Here is an 18,934-nt window from a genome sequence, read left to right as displayed (position 1 = left end):
TTCTTCTGGAGCGTGCTGACCCCGGCGGCACGGCCGCCCTCCCTCCTCACCCGCCGGGTGATCGAGGCGGCCCGCGAGGCGGCGGAGGAGCTGCGGGGTTTCCGCCTTCATCCGCCCCGGTCCATGGACCTGCTGACCGCCCGCCAGGCGGCCTCCCCCCAGGACGACCCCCGAGACAACGAGGAGCCGGCGCGATGACCGAGCCCGTGCATTCCCGCGACCCAGCCGTGGCGGAAGCGCCGCACGGCCTTCCGGCCCTGGAGGCGCGGCTGCGCGCCGACCTCGAATGGCTGGAGCTGCCCGGCAAGCCCTGGGTCCCGACGCGGGAGGCAGACGATCGGCCCGTGACCGACGTGGCCATCATCGGCGGCGGCATGTGCGGGCTGGCGGCCTCGGCGGCGCTGCGCCTGCTCGGCATCGACAACCAGCAGGTGCTGGACCGCGCGCCCGAGGGCGAGGAAGGCCCCTGGGCCACCTGGGCGCGGATGGAGACGCTGCGCTCGCCCAAGACGCTGGCCGGGCCGGCGCTGGGCCTGCCGGCACTGACCTTCCGCGCCTGGTACGAGGCGCAGCACGGCCGCGCCGCCTGGGACGCGCTGGGCAAGATCCCGCGCCCGATGTGGATGGACTACCTGCGCTGGTACCGCCGCGTGATGCAGGTGCCGGTGCGCAACGGCGTCAGCGTCTCCCTTCTCCGCCCGCGCGCGGACGAGCTGATCGCGGTGGAGAACAGCGCCGGCTCCACCATCCTGGCGCGGCGCGTGGTGCTGGCCACCGGGCGCGACGGACTCGGCGGCGCCTTCGTGCCGGAACTGGCGCGCGGGATTGGCCGGCGCTTCTGGGCGCATTCGCGCGACGATATCGACTTCGCCGCGCTGCGCGGCCGGCGCGTGGCGGTGATCGGCGCCGGCGCCTCGGCCATGGACAATGCCGCGACGGCGCTGGAGGCGGGCGCGGCCAGCCTGGACATGTTCGTGCGGCGCCGGGCGCTGCCGCGCGTCAACAAGTTCACCGGCATCGGCAGCCAGGGCGTGGTGCACGGCTTCGCCGGCCTGCCGGACGAATGGAAGTGGCGCTTCATGCACCATGTCCTGAGCGAGCAGACGCCGCCGCCACGCGACAGCACGCTGCGCGTCTCGCGCCATCCGCAGGCACGGCTGCATCTCGGCAGTCCGGTCCTGTCGCTGCGCGAGGAAGGTGGCGCGCTGGTGCTGGAAACGCCGCAGGGCCGGCAGGCGGTGGATTTCGTGATCTTCGCCACGGGCTTCGGCGTGGACCTCGCACAAAGGCCGGAGCTGGCGCTCGTCGCGCCCGAGATCCGCTTCTGGCGCGACCGCTTCGCCCCCACCCCTGGCGAGGAGAATGCCGAACTGGCGCATTCGCCGGACCTCGCGCCGGATTTCAGCTTCCTGGAGAAGCATCCCGGCGCCTGCCCGGCCCTTTCGCGCATCCACTGCTTCAACTACCCCTCCTCGCTCAGCCACGGGAAGCTGACCGGCGACATCCCCGCCGTCAGCGCCGGGGCGCAGCGCCTCGCCCAGTCCATCGCCCGGCATTTCTTCGTCGAGGACCGCGAGATCCATTACGACCGGCTGCGCGCCTTCGCGGTGCCGGAACTGCTGGGAGATGAATGGGCGTCGGCCGGAGTGGCGGCCTGAGGCTCCCGTGGCCCCGGGGAAAGGCGCCGCCGCGGGGGAGCCGTTCTTTGACCCTTTCCAGGACCCCGCCTGTCCGCCATCTCCCCCGGCGCGGGATCGGGAAGCAGGAATGCCACGGGCGCCCAGAAAGGCGGGGTCTCAGGGGAATGCCATTCCCCTGGGCGGAGAGGGTCCGGAAGAGGCGGCGCCTTTCCGGGGGCAGCCACAGGAGCGACGCAAAGCGATGAAGGGATTTCCCGGGATGCAGAGACGACATCTTCTCGCCGGCCTCGGCGCCGCCGCCTTCCTGCCATGGCCAGGAAGGGCGCAGGCGCAGCAGGGCAGCCGGAAGTTGACCATCGCCTTCGGCGATCCGGTCTCCTCGCTCGATCCGCAGCTCAACAACTTCGCCGGCGACCGTTCGGTGGACCTGCACTTCTTCGATCTGCTGATCGAGAACCACACCGAGGGCGGCTTGCAGCCGGGGCTGGCATTGTCCTGGAAGCCGGTGGGCGAGAGGGTCTGGGAATTCATCCTGCGCCCGGGCGTCACCTGGTCGGACGGCAAGGCCTTCACCGCCGATGACGTGGTGTTCTCCTATGCCCGCGCCCCGGACGTGCCGGGCAGCACGGCGAGCTTCGCCGGCTATCTCCGCACGGTGGAGAAGGTGGAAGCGACCGGCCCACTGACGCTGCGCGTCACGACCAAGGAGCCGAACCCGCTGCTGCCGCTGAACCTCGCCTCGGTGCATATCGTCAGCCGCCATGCGACCGAGGGCGCGTCCAGCAACGACTTCAACAGCGGCAAGGCGATGGTGGGGACCGGGCCCTATACCTTCGTGTCCTTCACCCCTGGCGAGCGCGTGCGGATGAAGGCGCGGCCCGACTACTGGGGTGGCAAGCCGGACTGGGACGAGGTGGACTACCGCTACGTCGCCAGCGCCCCGGCGCGCACGGCGGCGCTGCTGGCGGGCGATGTGGATGTGATCGACAAGGTCTCCGTTTCCGACCTGGCGCAGATCCGCTCGCGCAAGGAGGTGGTGCTCTACGCCTATCCCGGCCTGCGGATGCTGCTGCTCCAGCCGAGCTTCTCGGAGAAGCCGAGCCCCTTCGCACTCGCCAATGACGGCTCGCCTCTGCCGAAGAACCCGATGCTGGACATCCGGGTGCGGCGCGCGCTGACCATGGCGGTGAACCGCGACGCACTCTGCGATCGGCTGATGAACGGCACCGCCACGCCGACAGGGCAATGGATGCCGGAGGGCAGCTTCGGCTACGATCCTTCGATCAGGCCGCCCGCCTTCGAGCCCGACAAGGCCAGGGCGCTGTTGGCCGAGGCGGGCTATCCGGACGGGTTCCAGCTCACCCTGCATCTGCCGAACGATCGCTACGTGCTGGGCCCGCAGGTTGCGCAGGCGGTGGCGCAGATGTGGACCCGCGTCGGCGTGAAGACGCAGGTCGAGGCTGTGCCCTGGTCGGTCTATTCCTCCGGCGTGAAGACGGGCGACTACGCCATGACCACGCTGGCCTGGGGCAATGGCACGGGCGAGGGCAGCTACGCGCTGATCAACGTGCTGGGCAGCGTCGATCCCAGGCAGGGGCGCGGCGTCTCCAACTGGGGACGCTACAGCAACCCGCAGGTGGACCAGGCGCTGGAGGATGCGATGGCCGCGTTCGACGACGCCAAGCGCGAGGCGATCCTGCGGAAGTCGGCGCAGGTGGTGGCCGAGGATGCCGGCATCATCCCGCTCTTCCACTACCAGAACCTCTGGGCGGCGAAGCGGCACCTGAAGGTCACGCCGCAGACCAGCGACCGTACCACCGCGATGATGGTGAGCCGCACGTCATGAACATGGAAATACCCGATCTGGCCGAGCACCTGCTCGGCATCGATGCAGCCTCTCCGCTTGGACGGCTGCGGCGCGAGCGCGCCGACATCCTGAAGCACGAGGAAGGCGCCTATCGCGAGCTGGTGCTGCCGCCGCGGCCGGGCCGGGTCTCCCTGGCCGAGCGGGCGGCGCTGGCGCTGCGCGGCGCGCTGATCGAGGGCGACGCGGTGCTGGCGGCACATTACCGCGCGCTGCTCGCCGCCTGCGGCTCGGCGGAGGAGATCGCGGCGGCGGAGGCCTTCCCCGCCCCGGCAGGCGAGGGCCGCCTCGCCGTGCTGTTCCGCTATGCGGACATGGTGGCGCAACGCCCCGCCGATTGCGGGCAGGCGGATATCGACCGGCTGCTGGCCATGGGCCTCACCGCGCGCGACATCGTGGCGGTGACGCAACTCGTGTCCTTCGTGCCCTATCAGGTGCGCCTGCTCGCCGGGCTGCGCCAGTTGCGGGGCGAGCTTCAGGGAGAAGCCGCATGAGCCGATTCACCATGGAGGAGGTTGGCTGGGAGCCGCGCCTGCCCCCGGTCGAGGAAGCCAGCGCCACCCCGGAGCAGATCGCCGCCCTGGATGCCTGTCCGCCGGCGCAGCGCCGCTCGGTCTATTTCCGCACGCTGGTGCACGATCCTGGCTCGCTGGGCGAGCGGGGGGCGCTCTTTACCAAGGTGATGTACGCGCCGAAGGGGCTGCCGCGGGCGGAGCGGGAGCTGGCCACGGCGATCGTCTCCATCGTCAACGGCTGCGTCTATTGCACCTCGGTCCATGCGCGGCGCTTCGTGGAACTGGGCAAGCAGGAGGCGGTGATGCGCGCCCTGCTGGAGCACGGCATCGCGGCGGAGGGGCTGGACGCGCGGCAGCGTGCCATCGTGGACTACAGCGCGAAGCTGACCGCCACCCCCCAGGACATGATGCCCGCCGACCTGGTGCCGTTGCGGGAGGCCGGCCTGTCGGATCTGGAGATCCTGGACCTGATCCATGCCGTGGCGATGTTCGCGAACGCGAACCGGCTGATGCAGTCGCTCGGCCGCTCGGTACCGCCGGAGGGATAGGGATAGGCGCCGGGGGGAGGCTCCGGGACGGGGTGCCGCCCCGCCCGCCACCCTCCTTCCCTGTCCGGCGCGGAGATGGCAGGCTCACGGAAACTCGCGGGACAGCCGGCGTTGTTGTTCCGATACGAACCGCCGGACGGCCATCATGAAACTTTTCACCTGCCAGAGTTGCGGCCAGGTCCTCTATTTCGAGAACACCACCTGCACCCATTGCCAGCACCGCCTCGGCTACCTGGCCGAGGAGGAGACGATGTCGGCCCTGGAGCCGGACGACGAAGCGGGGGGCGGGACCTGGCGGGCCCTGGGCGCGCGGGATGGGACGCGCCGCTACCGCTTCTGCCGCAACGCGCAGCATGATGTCTGCAACTGGCTGGTTCCGGCGGATTCCGCGGAGGACTTCTGCCTCGCCTGCCGGCACAACCGGATCGTTCCGAACCTCGCCGAGCCGGGGAACATCGAGCACTGGCGGGCGCTGGAAGTGGCCAAGCACCGGCTCTTCTACAGCCTGCTGCGCCTGCGCCTGCCGCTGCACACACGGCAGGAGGACCCGGAGCACGGGCTGGTCTTCGACTTCAAGGAGGACATGGCCGGCGGTACCAAGGTCATGACCGGCCATGACGACGGCGTGATCACCATCGCGCTGAAGGAGGCCGACGACGTGCGGCGCGAGGAGATGCGCAAGCATCTGGGCGAGGTGTATCGCACCCTGCTCGGCCATTTCCGGCACGAGATCGCGCATCACTACTGGGATCTGCTGGTCGAGCGTGGCGCGAATGGCGAGCTGGAGGCTTTCCGCGACCTCTTCGGCGACGAGCGGCAGGACTACCAGCAGGCGCTCGACACCTACTATGCCAATGGCGCGCCGGCGGACTGGCAGGAGAACTACGTCAGCGCCTATGCCAGCGCTCATCCCTGGGAGGATTTCGCCGAGACCTGGACGCACTACCTGCACATCGTGGACACGCTGGAGATGGCTGGCGCCTTCGGGATCAGCGTCCACCCCGCCGAGGTGCCGGACGACGGCTCCCTCAGCACCAATATCGATTTCGATCCATACACCGCCGAGACGATCGGGGCGATCGTGGATGCCTGGCTGCCGCTCAGCTTCGCGGTCAACAGCCTGAACCGCTCGATGGGCCTGGCGGATCTCTACCCCTTTGTGCTGTCCCCGCACGCGGTGGAGAAGCTGGGCTTCATCCACCGGCTGGTCCGTGGGCAGCCGCTGGCCGTAGAAACACCCCTTCCCCCCGGCCCGGCCTGACGCGGCGGCCAGCCCGGCCCGTGGCTTGCCTCGTTGCGCCGGGGGGAGCTCCTTGGGGGCAAGGCGGAGCCTTGCCCCCGGCGGGCAGCCACGAAGCGCCGCGCCCACCGATCGTCTCAGCACCCGCGCGAGGCGAAATCCTGTGCCCGGGCGGCGCGGCGCTGGTCGGCCGGCAGGCCGGTCACGGAGGCGGTATAGGCGGCCCCGGTCGCATTGGCCGCGGCCTCGCGGCAATAGGGGTCGGGGATGGCGGCGACGCCGGGCGTATAGATGGGCTGCGACGGCGAGCTGCAGGCGGCGAGCCCGGCCAGGCCCAGGCAGGCCGTCATTCCGAGCATCCAGCGGGACATGGCGAGATCCTCCTCAAAGCCAGGAGAAGCGCCGTCCCGCCGGATGGTTGCGGGTGCTCCTACCAGCGCACCCGGGCACCGGCGATCACCAGCAGACGGTCGCCGAAATAGCAGGCGTTGGAGGAGGAGCAGCTGGAGACATAGGCCTTGTCCGCGATGTTGTTCGCGTTCAGCGTCAGCTCCAGGCCCTTGGCCTGCGGGAAGCGCTCCCCGACGTCGTAGCGCACCGCGGCGTCGAACAGGGTGAAGTCCGACACCTTGAAGCTGTTCGTCTCGTCGCCGTAGGTCGAACCGACATAGCGCACGCCGGCACCCAGCGAGAGGCCGCGCAGGAAGCCGTCGTTGAAGCGGTAGTTCGCCCAGGCGCTGGCGATGTGCTCGGGCACCTGCTGTGGGCGCTTGCCCTGGACGTTCGCGGTGGTGGAACGCGTCACCTCGGCGTCGATGTAGCTGTAGGTGCCGATCAGGTCGATGTTGCTGGTCAGGCTGGCGCGGCCCTCGACCTCGACACCCTGCGAGCGGATCTCGCCGGTCTGGATGCTGTAGTTGGTGTTGATCGGGTCCTGGGTCAGGACGTTCTTCTGCTTGATATGATAGGCCGCGACCTGGACGAAGCTGTTCATCCCCGGCGGCTGGTACTTCACGCCCGCCTCGTACTGCTCGCCCGTCGTCGGGTCGAAGGAGCTGCCGCCGCGCGACGGCGCATAGGTGCCGCTGTTGGGCAGGAAGGAGGTGGAATAATTGACGTAGGGCGCGAAGCCGTTGTCGAAGAGGTAGAGCAGCCCCGCGCGCCAGGTGAACTTGCTGTCGTCCTGGCTGGAGCGGGTGCTGTAGGTGCGGGTATAGGTCTCGCTGGTCGCCCAGTCGTTGCGCACGCCCACGGTCAGGTGCCAGCGGTCCCAGACCATCTGGTCCTGCCCGTAGAGGCCGAGCTGGTCCGTGTTCTGGTAGGTCGTGCCGGAGGCGCCGATCCGCGGCCGGGCGATGTAGCTGCCATAGACAGGCGCGAAGATGTCAAGCGTGGTCGCCGTGCCCTGGCCCAGCCGCCGCTTGGCCGAGCTGCGCGACCAGTCGAGCCCGGCCAGCACCGTGTGCCGCACCGGTCCGGTGTTGAAGTCCGCCTGCGCCTGGTTGTCGAGGGCGAGCGTGTCCGCGTGCTCGATCGAGAGCGTCGTGGCGCGGGACGCGGTGCGCTGGTTTGCCGCCAGGGAGCGGAAGGAGACCGCCGAGAACTCGGAATCGATGTGCGAATAGCGGAAGTTCTGCCGGACGGTCCAGATGCTGTCGAGCCGGTGCTCCAACTGGTAGCCAACCGAGGCGACGGTGCGGTCGTACTTGTCGAAATCGGGCTCGCCCGGGTTGAAGCTCGGCTTCAGCTTGCCGTTGCGGTTCGGCAGCACCGTGCCGACCGCCGGGACGAAGTTGTAGAAGCCGCCCTCGGGATCGTGCTGGTAGCTGCTCAGGAAGGTCAGCGTGGTATCGGCATCCGGCCGCCAGGTCAGGGCGGGGGCGATGGCGATGCGCTGTTCCTTGACGTTCTCGTACTGTGTGTCGGCGGTGCGCCCGATGCCGGTCAGGCGGTAGAGGAACTGGCCATCCTCGGTCAGCTTGCCGCCGAAGTCGAAGGCGGTCTGCAGCCGGGCGCGGTTGCCGGCCTCCAGCCGGACCTCGTGGATCGGCGTTTCGGTCGGGCGCTTGCTGACGAGGTTGACGATGCCGCCGGAGCCGGTCTGGCCATAGAGCACCGAGGCCGGGCCGCGCAGCACCTCGATGCGCTCCAGCAGCCAGGGATCGACCGAGGGGATGGCGTAGGAGACGCCGCGCTGCTGCCGCAGCCCGTCGAGGAAGTTCACATAGGCCGCGCCGACGCCCTGGCCGCCAAAGCCGCGGATGAAGTTGCTGTCGTAGCGGGAGGTGGGACGGATCTCGGACAACACGCCCGGCGTGAAGCGCAGCGCCTGGGAGACGGTCTGCGCCGCCTGGTCGTCCATCTGCTGCCGCGTGACGACGCTGGTGGACTGGGGCGACTCGATCAGCGGCGTGTCGGTCTTGGTGCCGGTGGTGGCCACGGGAGCGACATAGCCGTCCACCGGTTGCCAGCTCCGCCAGGCCGTGCCCTGCACATCGACGGTCGGCAGGGTGAGCGTGCCGGCGGCGGCCTGATCCGCTGCCTGGCCTTGGGCAGCCGCATCCTGGGCAAAGCCGGTGGAGGGGCCCAGGGTGGTCACGGCGACGGTCATCAGCAGGAGACCACGCCAGGAAGCCACGAGGGGAAGGCAGATCGGGATCGGTCGGAGGGCCATGTGTATGCGACGTCCATCAAGCGGCAGAATGCGCTCTGGCGCCTAATCTAATTGATAATCAATCTCAATAAGGCCTTGGACCTTCATCCTGTTGTGACCTTGCGGATACGCCTGGGTGTCGCATGAAGGACACGATAAATGACATCGATGTCATTTCCGGCGTGACCATGACGTGCACGGCATCATGGCAGCCGGCGAGACCGTCTTGACGTGCCCCTGCCCCGCCATGGCATATCGCGGGCGTGGCCGCTCCATGGGCCGCCGTAAGCGTTCGACGTGAGCCAACGCATCACATCTGGACATCGTGCCGGATGGGGATGCGCCGTGCTCGCTGGGCCGCCTGCTTCTCCATACGGCGCGGAGAGGATAGTCCCATGGACCCGACCAGCGCTTCCACGCCGCGCTCCACCCCCCTCCACGAAGTCACCTCTCCGGGTGGCATCCCTTCCGCCAGCAGCACGCCGGATGCGGCGGCCCTGCCGCGCCTCGCCCTGGCGGTCTTCCTCGCCTACATGACGGTGGCGCTGCCGCTGCCGGTCATCCCGCTCTATGTCCATGATGGGCTGGGCTTCGGCAATGTCGTGGCCGGGCTCAGCATCGGCATCCAGTTCGTCGCCACCATCCTGACCCGCGGCTATGCCGGGCGCCTCGCCGACCATTCCGGGGCGCGCCGCTCCATGCGGTCGGGCCTCGTCTTCTGCGCCCTGTCCGGGGCGGTCTACATGCTCTCGGCCCTGCTGCCGCTGGAAGCGCTGCCCCGGCTCCTGCTGCTGATGGCCGGCCGCCTGGTGCTGGGCTTCGGGGAAAGCCAGCTCGTCATCGGCGCCCTGGCCTGGGGCATCGGCCTGGTCGGGCAGCCCCGCACCGGGCGGGTGCTGTCCTGGATGGGCATGGCCATGTACGGCGCCCTCGCCGCCGGGGCACCGGCGGGGCTCTGGCTCTCCGGCCTGGATGGGACGACCGGGGGCGGGATGGCCATCGTCGGCCTCGCCACGCTGCTGCTGCCGCTGCTCGCCCTCGTCATGACCACCGGCATCACCGCGACCCGGCCGGCCGGCGGCACGCGGGGCTCCTTCTGGGGCATCGTCGGGCGGATCCGCCTTCCGGGCCTCGCAGTGGCGCTGCAGGGGATCGGCTTTGCCGCCATCGGCGCCTTCGCCACGCTGCACTTCACCGACCGGGGCTGGCCGCATGCCGGTCTGGCGCTGAGTTGCTTCGGGGGCGCCTTCGTGCTGGTGCGCATCCTCCTCGGCCATGCGCCGGACCGGTTCGGCGGCATTCCCGTCGCCCTGGCCTCCCTCGCGGTCGAGACGGCCGGGCTGCTCCTGCTCTGGAGCGCCGGGACCCCGCTCCTCGCCCTGGCCGGTGCCGCCGTCACCGGGGCGGGCTGTTCCCTGGTCTTCCCTGCGCTGGGCGTGGAGGTGGTGAAGCACGTGCCGCCGCAGATACGCGGCACCGCCCTGGGTGGCTTCGCGGCGTTCCAGGACCTGTCCTATGCCGTGACCGGGCCGCTGGCCGGACTTGTGGCGAATGCCCTGGGCTATGCCGCCATCTTCGGCGTCTCCGCCCTGGCGGCGTTGCTGGGGCTGGGGATGGTGCTCGCCATGCGGCTCCGGGCGGAGGCGGGCCCGGCCTGACCGGCGGGGCATGGCTTCGCCCGGCAAGGCCGGCGGATCAGTAGAACCGCTTGCTGTAGCTTTCCGCGATCCAGGCCTCGCTGCGCTCCGCATCCTCGGCCAGTTGGTCCGCCAGGATGCGGCCCAGCGAGGGGAAGGAGGCGCGGGGCACCTGCCGCGAGGCATCCCAGAGGCCGGAGCGCATCATGGCCTTGCCGCAGTGGAAGAAGACCTCCTCCACCGAGACCAGCAGCCCGGCCAGGGGCGGCTTGCCCTGGGCGGCGAGGGGCGCCAGCAGCGCCGCGTCGCGCGTCATCGCCGCCCGGCCGTTGACCCGCAGCGTCTCGTTGATGCCGGGGACGAGAAAGATCAGCCCCAGTTGCGGATTGCCGGCGACGTTCATCATCGTGTCCACGCGCCGGTTGCCGATCCGGTCGGGGATCAGCAGCGTCGCCTCGTCCAGCACGGCGACGAAGCCCGGCGCGTCGCCACGCGGCGTGGCGTCGCAGCGCCCTTCCGCATCCGCCGAGGCGATCACCAGGAAGGGCGAGAGGGCGATGAAGGCCCGGGCATGGCGGTCCAGCCGGGTGAGCTGCTTGGCCACCACGCGCGGGTCGGGCTGGCCGTAATGCGCACGGATCTCCTCCGCATCCGGGGATTCGGGCGGCGTCATGCGGGGCTCCTCCTGCTCAGCCGCGGGCGTATTCGGCGGCGCGGCGCACCAGATCCTCTTCCGGGCGGATGCCCGTGTAGAGCACGAACTGTTCCAGCGCCTGGAGGGTGATCACCTCGCCGCCGTCGATCACCCGCTTGCCCAACCGGCGCGCCAGGCGGATGAGCGGCGTTTCCACCGGCAGGGCCACCACGTCGAAGACGGTCTCCGCCGCTGCCACCGTGTCCTCGGGGAAGGACAGGTCCTCTGCCTCCGGTCCGCCCGACATGCCGACGGGCGTGACATTCACCAGCATGGCGGGGCGCAGCATGCCGGGCTCCGCCTGCCAGGCATAGCCGCAGCTCTCCGCCAGGGCGCGGCCCGTGGCCTCGTTGCGCGCGACGATGGTGCCCTGCCGGAAGCCCGCGTCCCGCAGTGCCGAGGCCACCGCCTTGGCCATGCCGCCGCTGCCGCGCAGGGCGAAGGGCGTGCCGGGCGGAACGGCGTGGCGCGCGATCAGCTTCTCCACCGCGATGTAGTCCGTGTTGTAGGCGGTGAGATGCCCGTCATCGTTGACGATGGTGTTCACCGACCGGATCGCCGCAGCGGAGTCGGTAAGCCTGTCCAGGAAGGGAATGCAGGCTTCCTTGAAGGGCATCGACACGGCGCAGCCGCGGATGCCCAGCGCGCGGATGCCCGTGATGGCGCCGGGGAGGTCCTTCGTGGTGAAGGCCTTGTAGAGGAAGTTCAGCCCCAGTTCGCGGTACAGATAGTTGTGGAAACGGGTGCCGGTGTTGCCCGGCCGCCCGGAGAGCGACATGCAGAGCACCGTATCCTTGTTGATGGTCGGCAGCATCGGCTCTCTCCTCTGTCGGTCCGGCCCAGGCTAGTGGTCAACCTCACCGGCGACCATCTCCGGTCCAAAGCGCAGATCACGGCACGGAAGGATTTCGGCCGCTCCACGGCAACCTTCATCCCCTCGTCGCCCCTGTGGCAGGCTCCCCCCCGGCGGCCAGCTTGGCGCCGATCGTCCGCTCGAAGCCGTTGCTGACGTGCTGGCCCATGGCGCGGGACGCAGCGTCGGCATCCCGGAGCTGCAAGGCTCGCAGGATCGCCAGGTGTTCCTTGTGGGATGCGGCGCTGCTGCTGTCGGTTTCAAAGCCCCGGCGCCGCAACAGGTGCATGCGGTCGATGACCTGCCGGTAGAAGCCGAGCAGGGTCTTGTTGCCGGCCATTTCAATCAGGCGGTCATGGAAAGCGATGTTAAGGGGAAAGTAACGAGCCACATCGCCTGAGACAGACGCCGCCTCCAGTTCCTCCAGCATGCTTGCCAGTTCGCCGGTCTGCCGGTCGGTAATCCTGGGAGCCAGGAGCCGGCCGGCCATCTCGTCCAGGTTGCGGCGCACGGCATAGAGTTCCGCTGCCTCCTCATCCGTGATTTCACGGATGTAGACGCCGCGATTCTTCTCGAAACGGACCAGTCCCGCGGTTTCGAGCGAGCGGAACGCCTCGCGCACCGGCGCCCGGCTGATCTGCATGGATTCAGCCAGGTCGGCCTCGTTAAGCTTCGTGCCTGCCACGATGACGCCTGCCTTGATGCGGCGAATGATCTCTTGCTCTACCGCACCCGCAAGAGTTTGGGAGCGGAGCAGATCCAGCGGATGGGTTGGGCCGAGCATACCGCCCTATAGGATCGCGAACTGAGGAGTTCCAGGGAATTGTCAATTGTCATATTGTCGACAATCTGCTAACTCTGTGGCGGCGGCATGCGCTGCCTTTCGCTCCAGCAAGGATGGGCGGTGCGCTCCTGGCCTGCCACGCACGATCCGTGGGTGCCGTCAGAAGCCGAGCATGCCGCTCTTCCAACAAGAAAACCGTCTCAGGGACACGCCATGACCGCCACCGACCGTCGCAACATCATCATGGGCACCATCGCCGTGGCCGCTCTTGCTCGCCCGGCGATTGCGCAGCAGCACAGCGGCGGCGGCAACCAGCCTGCATCCGCTACAGCCCCCGGGGCAGCGCCGAAGGGTTCCGCACCGCCGCCCGTCACCAGGATCATTGCCCGCTACGCCGCATCGGCACCCGCCGACCAGGTGCCGGAAGCAGTCCGCAAGGAAGCCACGCGCACCCTCCTCAACTGGGTGGGCTGCGCGGTTGGCGGGTCACGCCAGGATGCTCCAGGCCGCGCCGTGGCAGCCCTGAAGCCTTTTTCCGGCCCGGAGCAGGCTTGCCTGTTCGGCCGCACCGAGCGGCTGGATGCACCGAATGCCGCATTGGTCAACGGGATCAGCTCCCATGTCCTGGACTTCGACGATACGCATCTCAAGACCATCATCCATCCGGCGGGGCCAGTCGCCTCGGCCCTGACGGCCTTCGCGCAGTTCCGGCCGGTGTCAGGCCAGGATTTCATGAATGCGCTGACCCTGGGATGTGAGATCGAGTGCCGGATCGGGAACTCGGTGTTCCCCGAACACTACGCCATGGGTTGGCACATCACCGGCACCACGGGCGTCTTCGGCGCCGCAGCCGCCATAGGGCGCGTCCTGGGCCTGGATGAACAGCGCATGACCTGGGCCATGGGCCTGGCCGCCACACAGCCGGTGGGGCTGAAGGTGCAGTTCGGCACCGACACAAAGAGCTTCCATCCCGGCAAGGCCGCGCAGAACGGGATGATCGCGGCCCTGCTGGCCCAGCAAGGCTACACCGCCTCGGATGTGGCGATCGAAGGCTTCGACGGCTGGGGGCAGGCGCTGAGCACGCGGCACAACTGGGACGAAGTGACAACAGGCCTGGGCGAGCGATACGAACTGGCGCTGAACACCTACAAGCCCTTCGCCTGTGGCATCGTCGCCCACCCTTCGATCGACGCCGCCATCCAGTTGCGCAACGCCAACAGCCCCAGGCCCGGGGACATCCGCTCCATAGCCCTGAAGGTCCACCCGCTGGTGCTCAACCTCATGGGCAAGACCGAGCCACGCACCGGCCTGGAAGGCAAGTTCAGCATCTTCCATGCCGTGGCTGTCGCACTGGTCACGGGCCGTGCGGGCGAACAGGCCTTCACCGATGCCGCCGTGAAGGACCCCACCGTGGTGACCTTGCGCAAGAAGGTCGAGGCAACGGTGGACCCCGCCATCAAGCCAGATCAGGCCGACATGGTCGTGACGCTCAACGACGGCCGCACGATGCATGTCTTCGTCGAGCACGCCGTGGGAAGCCAACTGCACCCCATGTCCGATCAACAGCTCGTCGAGAAGTTCATGGGCCAGACCGAAGGCATTCTTCCCACGGATCGCAGCAGACAGCTCCTGGACCTCTGCTGGAAGGCCTGGAGCCTGCAGGATGCGGGCGAGATCGGCCGCATGGGGGCATCGGCTTGACGCAGGCAAGGCCTGGACAGCCCCTCTTCCGGCGCGGGTGACGGATGCAGGCCGTCGACGGGCTTGCCACCCGGCACACGCCTCCTCCGCGGTGTCGGTGAATCCCGAACCCGGACTGGCCGTGACCCGCTCCCAGCCTGCCCAGCCGTGCCTGGGAGGAGGACCGGCCTTTCCCCGAACCTCCTCCCAGGCCACACTCTTTCAGGCCCCCTCGGCCATGTCGAAGACCGGCTCCAGCCCGGCGGGCAGCGGGCAGTCATAGGGCGTGCGGGCCAGCCGCGCCTGGTGGTCGGCCCTGGCCTGGGCCAGCAGTTCCGGGCTCCGCAACACATCGACCGCCGTGCCGGCCATCACCTTGGCCACATGCGCCATGCCCTTGTGGGCATAGGGCGTCTTGCCCTGCGCCGTGAGCTGCCAGGAATGCCCCGGCGTACCGATGGCATAGGTGGCGCCGCGCGCCTGCACCGTCGGCACGGCCCAGGAGACGTCGCCGACATCGGTGGAGCCGACGCTGGGCGGCGGCGGCGCGTCGAGCGGCGCGACGCGGTCGCAGAGCGGCGCATCCGTCACCGGCAGGCCGAAGCGGCGATGCGCGGCCACGATATCCTCCCGCCGCACGGTGTTCTGGATGGCGCGGGCGAAGTCGCGGTCGGCCTCGTCGAATTCCGGCGCGCCCAGGCGCTGGAAGTTGTCGTACATCGCCTGTTCCAGCGGCGTGTTGGGGAGCAGGTTGTTCATGCCGCTGACCACCCGGGATGCCACCGTGGTCTCGGTCATCAGCGCGGCGCCCTGGGCGATCTTCTCCACCCGCTCCGCCAGCCTGCGAAGCTCCGGCAGCTCGGCGGCGCGGATCAGGTAGCGGATCTTCGCCGCGCCCTGCACCACATTCGGCGCGATGCCGCCGGCGTTCAGATAGGCGTAGTGGATGCGCGCGCTGCTCGGCATGTGCTCGCGCATGTAGTTCACGCCGACATTCATCAGCTCCGCCGCGTCCAGCGCGGAACGGCCCAGCTCCGGCGCGGCGGCGGCATGGGAGGAACGGCCGGTGAAGCTGTAGTCCACCTGCAGGATCGCCAGCGAATGCGCCGGGTTCACGCCGGAGAAGGGCGCCGGGTGCCAGGAGATGGCGATGTCCACATCGTCGAAGACGCCGTCGCGCACCATGAAGGTCTTGGCCGCGCCGCCTTCCTCGGCCGGGCAGCCATAATAGCGCACGCGGCCCTTCACCCCGTTCGCCGCCAGCCAGTCCTTCACCGCCGTGGCCGCGAGCATGGCGCCGGCGCCCAGCAGGTTGTGGCCGCAGCCATGGCCGGCATGCTCGCCCGGCCGCGGGCGGTGCTCGGCCACGCCGGCCTCCTGGCTCAGCCCGGGCAGCGCGTCGTACTCGCCCAGGATGGCGATCACCGGCCCGCCCTCGCCCGCCTCCCCCATCACCGCCGTGGGAATGCCGGCGAGGCCCTCGGTGACGCGGAAGCCCTGCTCCTTCAGCATCGCGACATGCTCCGCCGCCGAGCGCTTCTCCTGGAAGTTCAGCTCCGGCATCTCCCAGACCCGGTCGCTGAGCCCTTCGAAGACCGCGCGGTGGTTCTCGACGAACTGCCAGATCGGCTCGGAATTCTTCATGGCGTGTTCTCTCCTGCGGCGCCGCATACCGGTCCGCCGCATCGGGATGGGTTGGGCCGCCTCGCGGATGCCGGGGCGAAGGCTGGCAGGAGATGTCCGTTCCGTGAACCCGCGCTTCCCTGCCGGAACGATCCGGTTGCCCGGCGCAGGCAAGCAGGCCCCGTGCCATGTTGCGGTTCCGTCACGAGGGCCGCCGTCGCCTGCCCAGGGCCAGCCGGCCTCCCGCGGCCGGCGGGAGGCGCCCCGCCCTTGACGCCGGGGCGCCAGGGGCGGAAGACCGCCGCTCCATCAACAAGAGCTCCGGTCTCCACCCCCGATGCAGCGTGTCTTCTCGGGCATCCAGCCCTCCGGTATTCCCACCCTCGGCAACTATCTCGGCGCCATCCGCAACTGGGTGCCGATGCAGAACGGCGACGCCTCGCTCTTCTGCGTGGTGGACCAGCACGCCATCACCGTCTGGCAGGACCCGAAGGAGCTGGCGCGGCAGACGCGCGAGATGGCTGCGGCGCTGATCGCCTGCGGCCTGGACCCGGAGCGCTGCATCCTTTTCGTGCAGAGCCATGTGCCGGCCCATGCGCGCCTCGCCTGGATCTTCAACTGCGTCGCCCGCATCGGCTGGCTGAACCGCATGACGCAGTTCAAGGACAAGGCCGGCAAGGACCGCGAGGGCGCCTCGGTCGGCCTCTATGTCTATCCGAACCTGATGGCGGCCGACATCCATGCCTACCACGCCACCCAGGTGCCGGTAGGCGACGACCAGAAGCAGCACCTGGAGCTGGCGAACGACATCGCCCAGAAGTTCAACCACGACTACGGGGTGGATTTCTTCCCCACCATCGAGCCGCTGATCCAGGGCGTGGCGGCGCGGGTGATGAGCCTGCGCGACGGCACGAAGAAGATGTCCAAGTCGGACCCCTCCGACCAGTCGCGCATCAACCTGACCGACGATGCCGACACGGTGGCGCTGAAGATCCGCCGCGCCAAGACCGACCCCGAGCCCCTGCCCTCCGAGGCACGCGGGCTGGAGGCGCGGCCCGAGGCGCGCAACCTCGTCGGCATCCTCGCCGCCATCACCGACAGCACGGCGGACGCGGTGCTGGCCGAGCATGGCGGCAAGGGCTTCGGCGCCTTCAAGGAGGTGCTGGCCGAGGCGCTGGTGGCGAAGCTCTCCCCCATCCAGGCGGAGATGAAGCGGCTGCTGGACGATCCTGCCGCCGTGGATGCCGCGCTGCGCCAGGGCGCCGGGAAGGCCGCCGGCATCGCCGACCCGATCGTCCGCCGGGCGGAGGAGCTGGTCGGCTTCCTGCCGGCCCGCTAAGCGCAAGGGGCCGCCGGGCCTCCGCCCCTGCCGGGACGCCGCTGCACCCGGAGCGGAGAAGAATACGAAGATTTAACAAACAGCCCGGCGCCCCGGCAAACCCGTCTCCCCGCCCGGGGAGACACCGCCATTCGCGAGGGGACCGGCCGTCCCGCGATCCGCCCATGGGCTGTTTCTCGCATCGCGGGACCTGTATCACGCGCGTTTCGGCACAGAGGGAACGCGCCCCACCCATGCTCAAAGGCATCCTTACCGTCGGCGCCTGGACGCTGCTCAGCCGCATCCTGGGCTTCGCGCGGGACATGCTGGTGGCCGCCATCATGGGCGCCGGCCCGGTGGCCGATGCCTTCTTCGTGGCGCTGAAGCTGCCCAACCTGTTCCGCCGCCTGTTCGGCGAGGGCGCCTTCAACGCCGCCTTCGTCCCCGCCTTCTCCGCCACGCTGTCGGCGGAAGGCCCCGTGGCCGCCCGCCTGCTGGCCGAGCGCATGGGCACCCTCCTCGCCCTCTGGCTGGCATTGCTGACCGTGCTGGGCTGGATCTTCATGCCGCAGGTGCTGACGGTCCTGGCCGCGGGCTTCAACGACGATCCGCTGCGCTGGGAGCTGACGCTCGAGATGACGCGGATCACCTTCCCCTACCTGTTCTTCATCTGCCTGACCGCGCTGGTCTCGGGCGTGCTGAACGGGCTGGGCAGCTTCTCCGCGGCGGCGGCGGCGCCGATCCTGTTCAACCTCTTCGCCATGGTGGCCCTGCTGGGCCTCACCCCCTATGTCGCCACGCCCGGCCATGCCCAGTCCTGGGGCGTCATGGCCTCCGGCATCGCGCAGCTCGCCATGGTCTGGATCGTCGCGGCGCGAAAGGGGATGCCCCTGCTGCCCCGCAAGCCGCGGCTGACGCCCGACGTGAAGACCGTGCTCTGGCGCATGCTGCCCGGCGTCCTCGGCGCCGGCGTCACCCAGCTCAACCTCGCCATCGACACGCTGATCGCCACCCTGCTGCCGGCCTGCGCGGTGTCCTACCTCTATTACGCCGACCGCGTGGCGCAGCTCCCGCTGGGGGTGATCGGCGCGGCGGTCGGTACAGCCCTGCTGCCCATGCTGGCACGGCAGTTCCGCACCCGGCAGCCGCTCTCGGCGCACCGCACGCTCAACCGGGCGGTGGAATTCTCCCTGGCACTGGCCATCCCCGCCGCCGCGGCGCAGTGGATCACCGCCGGCCCGATCGTGCAGGCCCTCTTCGAACGGGGCGCCTTCGGGGCCGAGGCCGCCACCGCCACCGCCCATGCCCTGGCCGCCTATGCCGTCGGCCTTCCTGCCTTCGTGCTGGTGAAGGCCTTCGCCCCCGGCTTCTTCGCGCGCGGCGACACCAGCACCCCGGTGCGGATCGGCATCGCCGTGGTGGTGCTGAACCTCGTGCTGAACCTGATCCTGATCCAGTTCCTGGCCCATGTCGGCGTGGCGCTCGCCACCTGCATCGCGGCCTGGGTCAATGCCGGGGCGCTGGCCTTCCTGCTGCACCGGCACGGCGCCTGGTACCCAGACCGGCGCCTGCGCAGCCGCGTGCCCCGCATGTTGCTGGCGGCAGGGGTGATGATGCTGGTCCTCTGGGGCCTCTCCGCCCTGCTCTTCCCCGCCGAAGGCCTGCGCGTGGCCCGCCTCCTGCTCCTGGTCGCCACCGGCATGGCCACCTATTTCGGCGCCGCCCACCTCCTCGGGGCACTGGACCTGCGCGACCTGCGGAACCTCCGGCGCCGGAAAAGCAGCGCCGCCGCCGTGGCGTGATCCGGCGTCGCTCCGTCCCCGGGGGACAAGGCTCCGCCTTTTCCCCCGCACCCCCTTATCCGCCAGGACCCTGCGGGCCCTGG

16 protein-coding genes are annotated in these 18,934 nt (G+C 69.6%); 10 read left to right on the top strand and 6 right to left on the bottom strand.

What is annotated here, in order from left to right; translation table 11 throughout:
• From ROTAS13_RS27025 to ROTAS13_RS06720, 6 genes are all read left to right on the top strand, one after another.
• Window positions 1-198, top strand: a 198-nt coding sequence (locus tag ROTAS13_RS27025) for a hypothetical protein (protein ID WP_171979047.1), incomplete at its 5' end; no start/stop codon positions are given.
• Entirely contained in the window at window positions 195-1,658 is a 1,464-nt protein-coding gene (locus ROTAS13_RS06740) for an NAD(P)-binding domain-containing protein (RefSeq protein ID WP_019462255.1), read from the top strand. The genes ROTAS13_RS27025 and ROTAS13_RS06740, both read left to right, overlap by 4 nt.
• 241 nt (window positions 1,659-1,899) lie before the next feature.
• On the top strand, window positions 1,900-3,486 hold the full coding sequence (locus tag ROTAS13_RS06735; protein ID WP_026033405.1) for an ABC transporter substrate-binding protein: 1,587 nt from the start codon (window positions 1,900-1,902) through the stop codon (window positions 3,484-3,486).
• The gene (locus ROTAS13_RS06730; protein WP_019462253.1) at window positions 3,483-3,998 is read left to right on the top strand and encodes a CMD domain-containing protein; all 516 of its coding nucleotides are present in this window, start codon (window positions 3,483-3,485) and stop codon (window positions 3,996-3,998) included. Before ROTAS13_RS06735 ends, ROTAS13_RS06730 begins: the two co-directional genes overlap by 4 nt.
• Window positions 3,995-4,567: a peroxidase-related enzyme gene (locus tag ROTAS13_RS06725; protein WP_037251289.1), complete on the top strand. Its 573-nt coding sequence runs from the start codon at window positions 3,995-3,997 to the stop codon at window positions 4,565-4,567. Before ROTAS13_RS06730 ends, ROTAS13_RS06725 begins: the two co-directional genes overlap by 4 nt.
• Window positions 4,568-4,712: 145 nt before the next feature.
• Complete coding sequence (locus ROTAS13_RS06720; RefSeq protein ID WP_019462251.1) at window positions 4,713-5,828, top strand: putative zinc-binding metallopeptidase; 1,116 nt, start codon at window positions 4,713-4,715, stop codon at window positions 5,826-5,828.
• Window positions 5,829-5,944: 116 nt separating this feature from the next.
• Here the strand turns inward: ROTAS13_RS06720 and ROTAS13_RS06715 are convergent, their stop codons facing one another.
• Together ROTAS13_RS06715 and ROTAS13_RS06710 are read right to left on the bottom strand one after the other, a co-directional pair.
• Window positions 5,945-6,178 (bottom strand): hypothetical protein, encoded by a 234-nt coding sequence (locus ROTAS13_RS06715; RefSeq protein ID WP_075821891.1) that lies wholly within the window; start codon window positions 6,176-6,178, stop codon window positions 5,945-5,947.
• Between the two features lie 59 nt (window positions 6,179-6,237).
• A complete protein-coding gene (locus ROTAS13_RS06710) occupies window positions 6,238-8,481 on the bottom strand; it encodes a TonB-dependent siderophore receptor (RefSeq protein WP_075821889.1) in 2,244 nt (747 codons plus the stop codon).
• A 374-nt stretch (window positions 8,482-8,855) separates the two neighbouring features.
• Here ROTAS13_RS06710 and ROTAS13_RS06705 point away from each other — a divergent pair, with 374 nt between their 5' ends.
• Window positions 8,856-10,118 (top strand): arabinose transporter, encoded by a 1,263-nt coding sequence (locus tag ROTAS13_RS06705; protein ID WP_216348601.1) that lies wholly within the window; start codon window positions 8,856-8,858, stop codon window positions 10,116-10,118.
• Between the two features lie 37 nt (window positions 10,119-10,155).
• Here ROTAS13_RS06705 and ROTAS13_RS06700 read toward each other — a convergent pair whose 3' ends face one another.
• The 3 genes from ROTAS13_RS06700 to ROTAS13_RS06690 all read right to left on the bottom strand — a co-directional run bounded on the left by ROTAS13_RS06700 (window position 10,156) and on the right by ROTAS13_RS06690 (window position 12,428).
• Window positions 10,156-10,770 carry a pyridoxamine 5'-phosphate oxidase family protein gene (locus ROTAS13_RS06700; protein ID WP_075821888.1) on the bottom strand — a complete coding sequence of 205 codons (615 nt, stop codon included), beginning with the start codon at window positions 10,768-10,770 and terminating at the stop codon, window positions 10,156-10,158.
• Between the two features lie 16 nt (window positions 10,771-10,786).
• Window positions 10,787-11,605 carry a shikimate 5-dehydrogenase gene (locus ROTAS13_RS06695; protein WP_075821887.1) on the bottom strand — a complete coding sequence of 273 codons (819 nt, stop codon included), beginning with the start codon at window positions 11,603-11,605 and terminating at the stop codon, window positions 10,787-10,789.
• A gap of 115 nt (window positions 11,606-11,720) precedes the next feature.
• Window positions 11,721-12,428 (bottom strand): FCD domain-containing protein, encoded by a 708-nt coding sequence (locus tag ROTAS13_RS06690; protein WP_075821886.1) that lies wholly within the window; start codon window positions 12,426-12,428, stop codon window positions 11,721-11,723.
• A 213-nt stretch (window positions 12,429-12,641) separates the two neighbouring features.
• Between ROTAS13_RS06690 and ROTAS13_RS06685 the strand changes: the two genes are divergently transcribed.
• The gene (locus tag ROTAS13_RS06685; RefSeq protein ID WP_027297306.1) at window positions 12,642-14,129 is read left to right on the top strand and encodes an MmgE/PrpD family protein; all 1,488 of its coding nucleotides are present in this window, start codon (window positions 12,642-12,644) and stop codon (window positions 14,127-14,129) included.
• A 201-nt stretch (window positions 14,130-14,330) separates the two neighbouring features.
• On the opposite strand, the gene ROTAS13_RS06680 is transcribed toward ROTAS13_RS06685, so the two are convergent.
• On the bottom strand, window positions 14,331-15,752 hold the full coding sequence (locus ROTAS13_RS06680; protein WP_075821885.1) for a M20 family metallopeptidase: 1,422 nt from the start codon (window positions 15,750-15,752) through the stop codon (window positions 14,331-14,333).
• A gap of 316 nt (window positions 15,753-16,068) precedes the next feature.
• Between ROTAS13_RS06680 and trpS the strand changes: the two genes are divergently transcribed.
• The gene (trpS, locus tag ROTAS13_RS06675; protein WP_019462242.1) at window positions 16,069-17,070 is read left to right on the top strand and encodes a tryptophan--tRNA ligase; all 1,002 of its coding nucleotides are present in this window, start codon (window positions 16,069-16,071) and stop codon (window positions 17,068-17,070) included.
• A 233-nt stretch (window positions 17,071-17,303) separates the two neighbouring features.
• Window positions 17,304-18,851, top strand: a complete 1,548-nt coding sequence (gene murJ / locus ROTAS13_RS06670; RefSeq protein ID WP_075821884.1) for a murein biosynthesis integral membrane protein MurJ — start codon at window positions 17,304-17,306, stop codon at window positions 18,849-18,851.
• Window positions 18,852-18,934: the final 83 nt, after the last annotated feature.

Source organism: Roseomonas sp. TAS13, assembly GCF_001950415.1.
Classification (GTDB): Bacteria; Pseudomonadota; Alphaproteobacteria; order Acetobacterales; family Acetobacteraceae; genus Roseomonas; species Roseomonas mucosa.
This window is presented reverse-complemented; position numbering and strand designations above follow the sequence as displayed.

Coding starts and splice junctions, on each gene's coding strand:
- ROTAS13_RS06740 (WP_019462255.1), top strand. CDS start 195: ATGACCGAGCCCGTGCATTCCCGCGACCCAGCCGTGGCGGAAGCGCCG.
- ROTAS13_RS06735 (WP_026033405.1), top strand. CDS start 1,900: ATGCAGAGACGACATCTTCTCGCCGGCCTCGGCGCCGCCGCCTTCCTG.
- ROTAS13_RS06730 (WP_019462253.1), top strand. CDS start 3,483: ATGAACATGGAAATACCCGATCTGGCCGAGCACCTGCTCGGCATCGAT.
- ROTAS13_RS06725 (WP_037251289.1), top strand. CDS start 3,995: ATGAGCCGATTCACCATGGAGGAGGTTGGCTGGGAGCCGCGCCTGCCC.
- ROTAS13_RS06720 (WP_019462251.1), top strand. CDS start 4,713: ATGAAACTTTTCACCTGCCAGAGTTGCGGCCAGGTCCTCTATTTCGAG.
- ROTAS13_RS06715 (WP_075821891.1), bottom strand. CDS start 6,178: ATGTCCCGCTGGATGCTCGGAATGACGGCCTGCCTGGGCCTGGCCGGG.
- ROTAS13_RS06710 (WP_075821889.1), bottom strand. CDS start 8,481: ATGGCCCTCCGACCGATCCCGATCTGCCTTCCCCTCGTGGCTTCCTGG.
- ROTAS13_RS06705 (WP_216348601.1), top strand. CDS start 8,856: ATGGACCCGACCAGCGCTTCCACGCCGCGCTCCACCCCCCTCCACGAA.
- ROTAS13_RS06700 (WP_075821888.1), bottom strand. CDS start 10,770: ATGACGCCGCCCGAATCCCCGGATGCGGAGGAGATCCGTGCGCATTAC.
- ROTAS13_RS06695 (WP_075821887.1), bottom strand. CDS start 11,605: ATGCTGCCGACCATCAACAAGGATACGGTGCTCTGCATGTCGCTCTCC.
- ROTAS13_RS06690 (WP_075821886.1), bottom strand. CDS start 12,428: ATGCTCGGCCCAACCCATCCGCTGGATCTGCTCCGCTCCCAAACTCTT.
- ROTAS13_RS06685 (WP_027297306.1), top strand. CDS start 12,642: ATGACCGCCACCGACCGTCGCAACATCATCATGGGCACCATCGCCGTG.
- ROTAS13_RS06680 (WP_075821885.1), bottom strand. CDS start 15,752: ATGAAGAATTCCGAGCCGATCTGGCAGTTCGTCGAGAACCACCGCGCG.
- trpS (WP_019462242.1), top strand. CDS start 16,069: ATGCAGCGTGTCTTCTCGGGCATCCAGCCCTCCGGTATTCCCACCCTC.
- murJ (WP_075821884.1), top strand. CDS start 17,304: ATGCTCAAAGGCATCCTTACCGTCGGCGCCTGGACGCTGCTCAGCCGC.